This is a genomic window from Myxococcus xanthus, from assembly GCF_013116825.1.
In the GTDB taxonomy this organism is placed as follows: domain Bacteria; phylum Myxococcota; class Myxococcia; order Myxococcales; family Myxococcaceae; genus Myxococcus; species Myxococcus xanthus_B.
Map to the genome: position 1 here is coordinate 22,581 of NZ_JABFNS010000116.1, position 6,766 is coordinate 29,346.

Annotated in this window: 4 protein-coding genes; all 4 read left to right on the forward strand. The window is 65.5% G+C overall.

Annotation, left to right across the window (positions count from 1 at the left end; all coding sequences use genetic code 11):
* Positions 1-18: 18 nt before the first annotated feature.
* The gene (locus tag HNV26_RS27930; RefSeq protein WP_171443967.1) at positions 19-411 is read left to right on the forward strand and encodes a DUF3703 domain-containing protein; all 393 of its coding nucleotides are present in this window, start codon (positions 19-21) and stop codon (positions 409-411) included.
* Positions 412-1,123: 712 nt separating this feature from the next.
* Positions 1,124-2,356 (forward strand): TolC family protein, encoded by a 1,233-nt coding sequence (locus tag HNV26_RS27935; protein ID WP_171443966.1) that lies wholly within the window; start codon positions 1,124-1,126, stop codon positions 2,354-2,356.
* A complete protein-coding gene (locus HNV26_RS27940) occupies positions 2,353-3,633 on the forward strand; it encodes an efflux RND transporter periplasmic adaptor subunit (RefSeq protein ID WP_171443965.1) in 1,281 nt (426 codons plus the stop codon). Before HNV26_RS27935 ends, HNV26_RS27940 begins: the two co-directional genes overlap by 4 nt.
* Positions 3,634-3,642: 9 nt before the next feature.
* The coding region (locus tag HNV26_RS27945) for an efflux RND transporter permease subunit (protein ID WP_171452906.1) at positions 3,643-6,766 on the forward strand (3,124 nt) is incomplete at its 3' end.

The window sequence follows — 6,766 nt, forward strand, 5'->3', positions numbered from 1 at the left end:
TTTGGAGACAACACGAAGATGAAACCGACGCTGCAAGCGCATTTCAAAACGGAACTAGAGGAAGCCTCAACGTCTGAGGCCCGTGGCGACTACCAACAGGCGTGGCGTTCCCTTGAACGTGCTCACATTCTGAGCCAAGCCCATACTTGGCCGCACCTTCGGGTATATGGTCTCATGTTCGCTTTCGCTTGGCGCCGCCGGAATCTACGAGAGCTAGCCGGACAGGTACCCCGGCTCTTGCTGGCCGCTCCGGGCTCCTGGCTCGGACGTGCGCCCTTGGGCAACACGGGAGGAGCCAACGTGGGAATTTTCACGCCAATGCCAATTCCCAGTGACATTCAGCCCATCCTCCGAGAGGCAGCACCCGAGCTGGCCAAGGAAGGGCCCACCTCGACGAGCCCACATGAATAGGGCCGTACACCAAGAAGTCATGAGCCGCAGAGTCTTGCGTACCACTTCCAGACCTACTACGAAGGTACCGTGCTGCGTGTGGTGCTAGTTATCCTGCTGGTGAACGGCCTCGTGCCCTCCTTCGGGGAGGCAGTCGAGCTAGCCGTTCACTACGCCGTTGCGGGACATGCAGCGCACTCCGTTCAGGGGGAATCAGACCTGGGTGACCTCGGCAAAGAGCATGGCTGCGGGCCCACAGCGCACCACTGCGGGTGCTGTCCAAGTCAGGCCCTGACTCCCGTCTCCCCTCCCCCGGTGAGTTGGCTCGTTAGTACCGGAGTCCAGCAGAAGATTATCGGTGAGGAGCAGCGAGGGGCCGCAGGTGTGTCCCCCCGTCTTCTGCGACCTCCCATAGCAGCCTAGCAGCAAGCCTCAGCGCCCTCCTTTTATGCACTCGTGATGTCCCCGTGCGGGCAATGGCCGGCTGCGGACGTGAGCTGTCCGAGAGCGTAGGAGCGGCTGCGTCTTGGCGCTGAGGAGGCGCACGAGCACCAGCCACAGCGCCCCTATCCCTGTCAGGTCCCCGGACTCCGTAGATGGCGCCCCGTGGACCACATTCCATCTAACCCACGGCGACCCCTGACGCCGAGGCGGTGCGTATCACCGGACGGGCAGACTCCGTCCACTCCCGCATTTCCTCGAAGCCCGGCGCTGCCGGCAGTCTTCCACTCCGATGAACGTCCTTTCTCCGTCCATCCGACTCTCAAGTCTGTTCCTCCTCTTCTCGGCGCCGGCCCTTGCGGCCCGGCCACTAACGATGGAGCAATCCGTCGCGCTCGCCCTTGAGCGCAGCCCCCGTCTCATCGAAGGGCGGGCCGAAGCCGCATCGGCCCAGGCTCAGTTGGAAGGGGCGTCCCGCCTCATCCAGGACAACCCTCAGCTCCAGGCCGCGGTCGGCCCACGCTTCCGCGACGTGGGAAATACTGTCGAACTCAACCTGGGCATCAGCCAGCCACTCGAACTCTTCGGCCAGCGGGGGGCCCGCAAAGAGGCCGCACAAGCCACCGTCTCCGCGCGGCAGACCCGCCTGGAGTCTTTGAAAGTGGAGCTCGCTGCGGAGGTGAGGCAGGCCTTCGGCGCTGCGCTGGCAGCCGAGCAAGAGCTCACACTCTCCCAGGACGCGCTCGCTCTCGCGGAAGAGGGCCGTAAGGCCGCAGAGGAGCGCCTCAATGCTGGAGCAGCATCCCACATCGAAGTGAACACCGCGCGGGTGGAGCTGGGCAGGGCTCAGAGCGAGCGCGTCCGCGCCCAGCGGCAGCGCACGCAGGCACACGCCGAGCTGAAGCTTCTACTGGGCCTCGACCCGAGCGAGGCCATCGATCCAGACGGCGAGCTTCGCGCCGAATCCGCGCCAGCGCCCACTCTGGCCTCGCTTATCGAGAAGGCGGTGAGCCAGCGCCAGGACATGAAGGCCGCCCGGTTCGAATGGGAAGCTGCACAGGCGGAGGCCCGACTCGCTCGCCGCCAGGCCCTGCCAACCCCTAGCCTCGGCGTGAGCTACGGCCGCGAAGAGAACTACAACATCATCCAGGGGACGATTGGCATCAACCTCCCCCTCTTCGACCGCAACCAGGCCGCGAGAGGCGTGAGCTCCGCGCGTGAGCTGCAGGCCCGCCAGAATCTCTCCGCACTCGAGCGGTTCGCGCGCACCGAGGTGGAGCTCGCCTTCAACCGATACCTCACAGCCCAAGCTGCCGCCGAGGTGTTCGGGGGAGACGTCCTTGCCGCCCTCCAAGAGAACCTGAGCCTCGTCACTGAAGCGTATCGGGCAGGCAAGGTGGACTTCCTGCAATTGCTCATTATCCGCCGAGAAGCCCTCGATGCACGCCGCGGCTACATCGAAGCACTCGAGGAACTCAACAGCGCCAAGGCCCAACTCCTGAAGGCCGTAGGGAACATCCAATGAACGCCCGTGTCTATCTCCCCGTCTTGGTGGCACTGACCGTCCTCGCGAGTGGATGCAACGACAAGAAATCCACCCCTCCCTCGGAAACAGCAGCGCAGACTTCTGCCGGCGACAATGCGCATGACCACGGCGAAGGCGACGACCATGCCTCTGGGTCAGACGCGTCCCATGGAGACGCAGGTGACGCGGACCACCAGGAACTCATCACCCTCTCACCCGAGGCCGTACGTTCGGCGCGCCTGGAGCTCGGACAAGCTCAGGTGAGGCCTCTCACGACGGGCCTCTCCGTGCCCGCCCGCCTCACCTTCACACAAAGCGGAGTGTCCAAGGTCTCCTCGCGCGTCCCAGGCAGGCTCGACTCCATCGCCGTCGTCCTGGGACAGAAAGTGAAAAAGGGCCAGGTGCTCGGCCACCTGGACAGCCCGGACCTGGGCCAAGCGCGAGCGGACTACCTTTCCGCAGCCACCAAGGCGCGTGTGACCGAGGCGAACTTCCGCCGAGAGAAGGAGCTGCTCGACAAAGGCATCACCAGTGAGCGGGAGATGCGTGAGGCAGAGAGCGCCTTCGTCACCGCCCAGGCCGAGCGAAGCGCGGCGGATGGAAGGCTCCACGCACTTGGCCTGTCGGATGCCGAAATCGCCACCCTGCGTTCCAATGAGCACTACAGCTCGCGCTTTCCAGCCATCAGTCCGATGAACGGCACCGTGGTGGAGATACAGGGCACCGTCGGACAGGCCGTCGAAGCCACGACGTCCCTCTTCACCGTCGCCGACCTCTCACAGCTCTGGGCGCTGCTGGACCTCCCCGAGTCCCAGCTCTCCCAGGTCCGCTTAGGCCAGAAAGTGGAACTCACCGTCCAGGCCCTTCCCGGGAAGCGATTCGAGGGTGAGGTCGGCTACATCGGAGACATCGTCAACGAGAAGACCCGCACCATCCCGGTTCAAGTGGTGGTGGCCAATGCCGACGGGGCGCTCAAAGCAGGGATGTTCGCGCAGGCGATGATTGCCACCACGGCCGAGGACACCGACGCGAGCGCCAATGGCAGTGTGGTCATCCCCCGCTCCGCCGTGCAGCAAGTGGAAGGAGCGCAGGTCGTCTTCGTTCCCGTTGGCACGAATCAGTTCCGCCCCGTCAAGGTCCAGACAGGGGCCAGTTCCGCCAGCGAAGTGGAGCTTCTCTCCGGCCTCGAGCCAGGCGCGACCCTCGTCACACAGGGCGCCTTCATCCTCAAGTCCGAGCTCTCCAAAGAGAGCATGGGCGAGGGCCACTCTCACTAGGCGGCCACCATGTTCGACAGGCTCATCCATTTCTCCATCAAGAACCGCTTCCTCGTCTTCCTCCTCACCTTGGTCCTCGTCGGGTTCGGGCTGAATGCGCTGCGCACGCTGCCCATCGACGCGGTGCCAGACGTCACCAACGTGCAGGTGCAGATTCTCACCTCCTCGCCCGGCCTTGGCCCCGTGGAAGTCGAGCGGTTCATCACCGTGCCCGTCGAGACGGCGATGAGCGGACTGCCAGATACCGAGGAGATTCGCTCCGTCTCCAAGTTCGGTCTTTCCGTCGTCACTGTCGTCTTCGACGATGACGTGAACATCTACTTCGCGCGCCAGCTCATCCAGGAGCGCCTAGCCGCCGCGCGGGAGAGCATTCCAGAAGGTTATGGCGCCCCGGAAATGGGCCCCATCTCCTCGGGCCTGGGTGAAATCTACCAGTTCGAGGTGCGGGGCGAGGGCAAGAGCCCCATGGAGCTGCGCAGCATCCTGGAGTGGCAGATATCTCCGCGGCTGCGCGCCGTGCCGGGCGTCGTCGAGGTCAATGCCTTCGGAGGAGAACTCAAGACGTATGAGGTGCAGGTGGACCCCGCCCGGCTCGCATCCTATGGCCTGTCGCTGGAGCAGCTCTTCAAAGCCCTTGAGGAGAACAACGCCAACGCTGGCGGAGCCTACATCGCCCGAGGACCGGAACAGGTGCTCATCCGAGGCGAGGGGCTCGTGGAAAGCCTGGAGGACATCCGCGACGTCGTCCTCACCACGTCGGAGCAAGGCGTCCCGGTGTACGTCCGTGACGTCGCCGAGGTAGCCTTCGCCCCGATGGTCCGCCAGGGCGCCGTCACCCGGGACGGCCGGGGCGAGGCGGTTACCGGCATCGTCATGATGCTCATCGGCCAGAACTCGCGCGAGGTGGTCAACAACGTCAAGGCTGAGGTGGAGAGAATCCGTCCGTCACTGCCTGCTGGCGTCACGCTCGACACCTTCTACGACCGGACGGACCTGGTCAGGAAGACCATCCAGACGGTGGCCAAGAACCTCATCGAGGGTGGCCTGCTCGTCATCGTGGTGCTCTTCCTCATGCTACGGAACCTGCGGGCGGGCCTGCTCGCCGCAGCGGCCATTCCCCTGTCCATGCTCAGTGCATTCATCGGCATGCGGGCGCTGGGCATCTCAGGGAACCTGATGTCATTGGGGGCCATCGACTTCGGGCTCATCGTCGACGGCGCGCTCATCATCGTGGAGAACGCCGTGCGCCACATCTCGGAGCGCAGCCACGCGCTCGGCCGAGCGCTGACGCGCGAGGAGCGGGACGATGTCGTCTACCGCAGCGCGGTGGAGGTCCGGCAGGCCGCCGCCTTCGGCGAGGTCATCATCGGAGTGGTGTACCTGCCCATCCTGGCCTTGAGCGGAATCGAGGGAAAGATGTTCAAGCCCATGGCCATCACCGTCATCTGCGCGCTGGCCGGTGCATTCGTGCTGTCACTCACCTTCGTTCCCGCCCTTGCATCCGTCATGCTGCCCCGGAAGGCCCGGGAACAAGAGAGCATCATCGTCCGAGGCGCCCGCGTCGTGTACGAGCCTGCTCTCGCCTGGTGCCTCCGGAAGCGGGGCGTTGTCGTGGGAGTCGCCGCCGGTTTGCTCGTTGCCAGCCTGGCCACCGTGCCGTTCCTTGGGGCCGAGTTCATTCCCCGGTTGGATGAAGGTGCCATCGCCATCCAGGCGTGGCGGGTCCCGTCGGTATCCCTGGAGGAATCCACGCGCCAGACGGGGCTCATCGAGAAGGTGCTCAAGCGATTCCCAGAAGTCACCACCGTCGTCTCCCGCACGGGGCGCGCGGAAATCGCCACGGACCCCATGGGCGTCGAAATCAGCGACATCTTCGTCATGCTCAAACCCCACGAAGAGTGGACGACGGCGAAGGACCGCGAGGGTCTCATCGCCCGCTTCAACGAAGCCCTGAGCAAGGAGGTGCCCGGCAGCTTCTTCAGCTACTCGCAACCCATTGAACTGCGCGTCAGTGAGCTCATCGCGGGCGTGCGCTCGGACGTCGCGCTCAAGCTCTACGGCGAGGACCTAGAAGTGCTGAAGCAGACGGGTGACAAGCTGGCGGCGGCCCTTTCAAAAGTGCCGGGAGCCGCGGACGTCAAGGCCGAGCAGGTCGCTGGACTTCCTGTCGCGCGCATCCAGATTGACCGCAGGGCCATTGCCCGCTACGGAATCAACGTCCGGCAGGTCCTGGACACCATCGAGACCATCGGCGGCAAGGAGGTGGGCACAGTCGTGGAGGGCCAGCGGCGCTTCGCGCTCCAGGTCCGCTTCGCCCCCGGCGCGCGGACCAGCGTGGAGCAGCTCGAGGGCATCCGGGTGGCCAGCCCCACGGGGCAGCTCATTCCCCTCTCCCAACTGGCCCGGGTCGTCGTCGAGGAGGGCCCCGCGCAGGTGAGCCGGGAGAACATCCAGCGGCGCCTCACCATCGAAGCCAACGTGCGGGGCAGGGACCTCCAGGGCTTCGTGACGGAGGCCGAGGAGACCATCGCGCGAGAGGTGAAACTGCCCGCGGGATACTGGGTGGACTGGGGCGGCCAGTTCGAGAACCTCCAGTCGGCTTCGCGCCGGCTGGCCTTCGTGGTGCCGCTCACCCTGGCGCTCATCTTCGTCCTGCTCTACACCACGTTCAGCGCGGTGCGCCCCGCCCTGCTCATCTACCTCAACATCCCCTTCGCCATCACAGGCGGTCTGCTGGCGTTGCTGGTGCGGGGGATGCCACTTTCCATCTCCGCGGCGGTGGGCTTCATCGCGCTCTTCGGCGTGGCGGTGCTCAACGGACTGGTGCTCGTCGCAGCCATCCGCAAGCTGAGGCAGGAGGGCCTCCCGCCAGCCCAAGCGGCCCACGACGCCGCCCACCAGCGGCTGAGGCCCGTGCTCACCACCGCCCTGGTGGCCTCCCTGGGCTTCCTTCCCATGGCCTTCTCCACCGGCGCGGGCGCGGAGGTGCAGAAGCCGCTAGCCACCGTCGTCATTGGCGGGCTCTTTAGCTCCACGCTACTCACGCTCCTAGTGCTGCCCACCGTCTACGGCTGGTTCGACCGTGGCGACCGCGAGGGAGCCCCGGTTCCGCCCGCCCAGCCCCCTGCCCCCA

What these genes read in the sequence shown, in the direction of transcription:
- HNV26_RS27935 (WP_171443966.1), top strand. Translation starts at nt 1,124, where the DNA reads ATGAACGTCCTTTCTCCGTCCATCCGACTCTCAAGTCTGTTCCTCCTC.
- HNV26_RS27940 (WP_171443965.1), top strand. Translation starts at nt 2,353, where the DNA reads ATGAACGCCCGTGTCTATCTCCCCGTCTTGGTGGCACTGACCGTCCTC.
- HNV26_RS27930 (WP_171443967.1), top strand. Translation starts at nt 19, where the DNA reads ATGAAACCGACGCTGCAAGCGCATTTCAAAACGGAACTAGAGGAAGCC.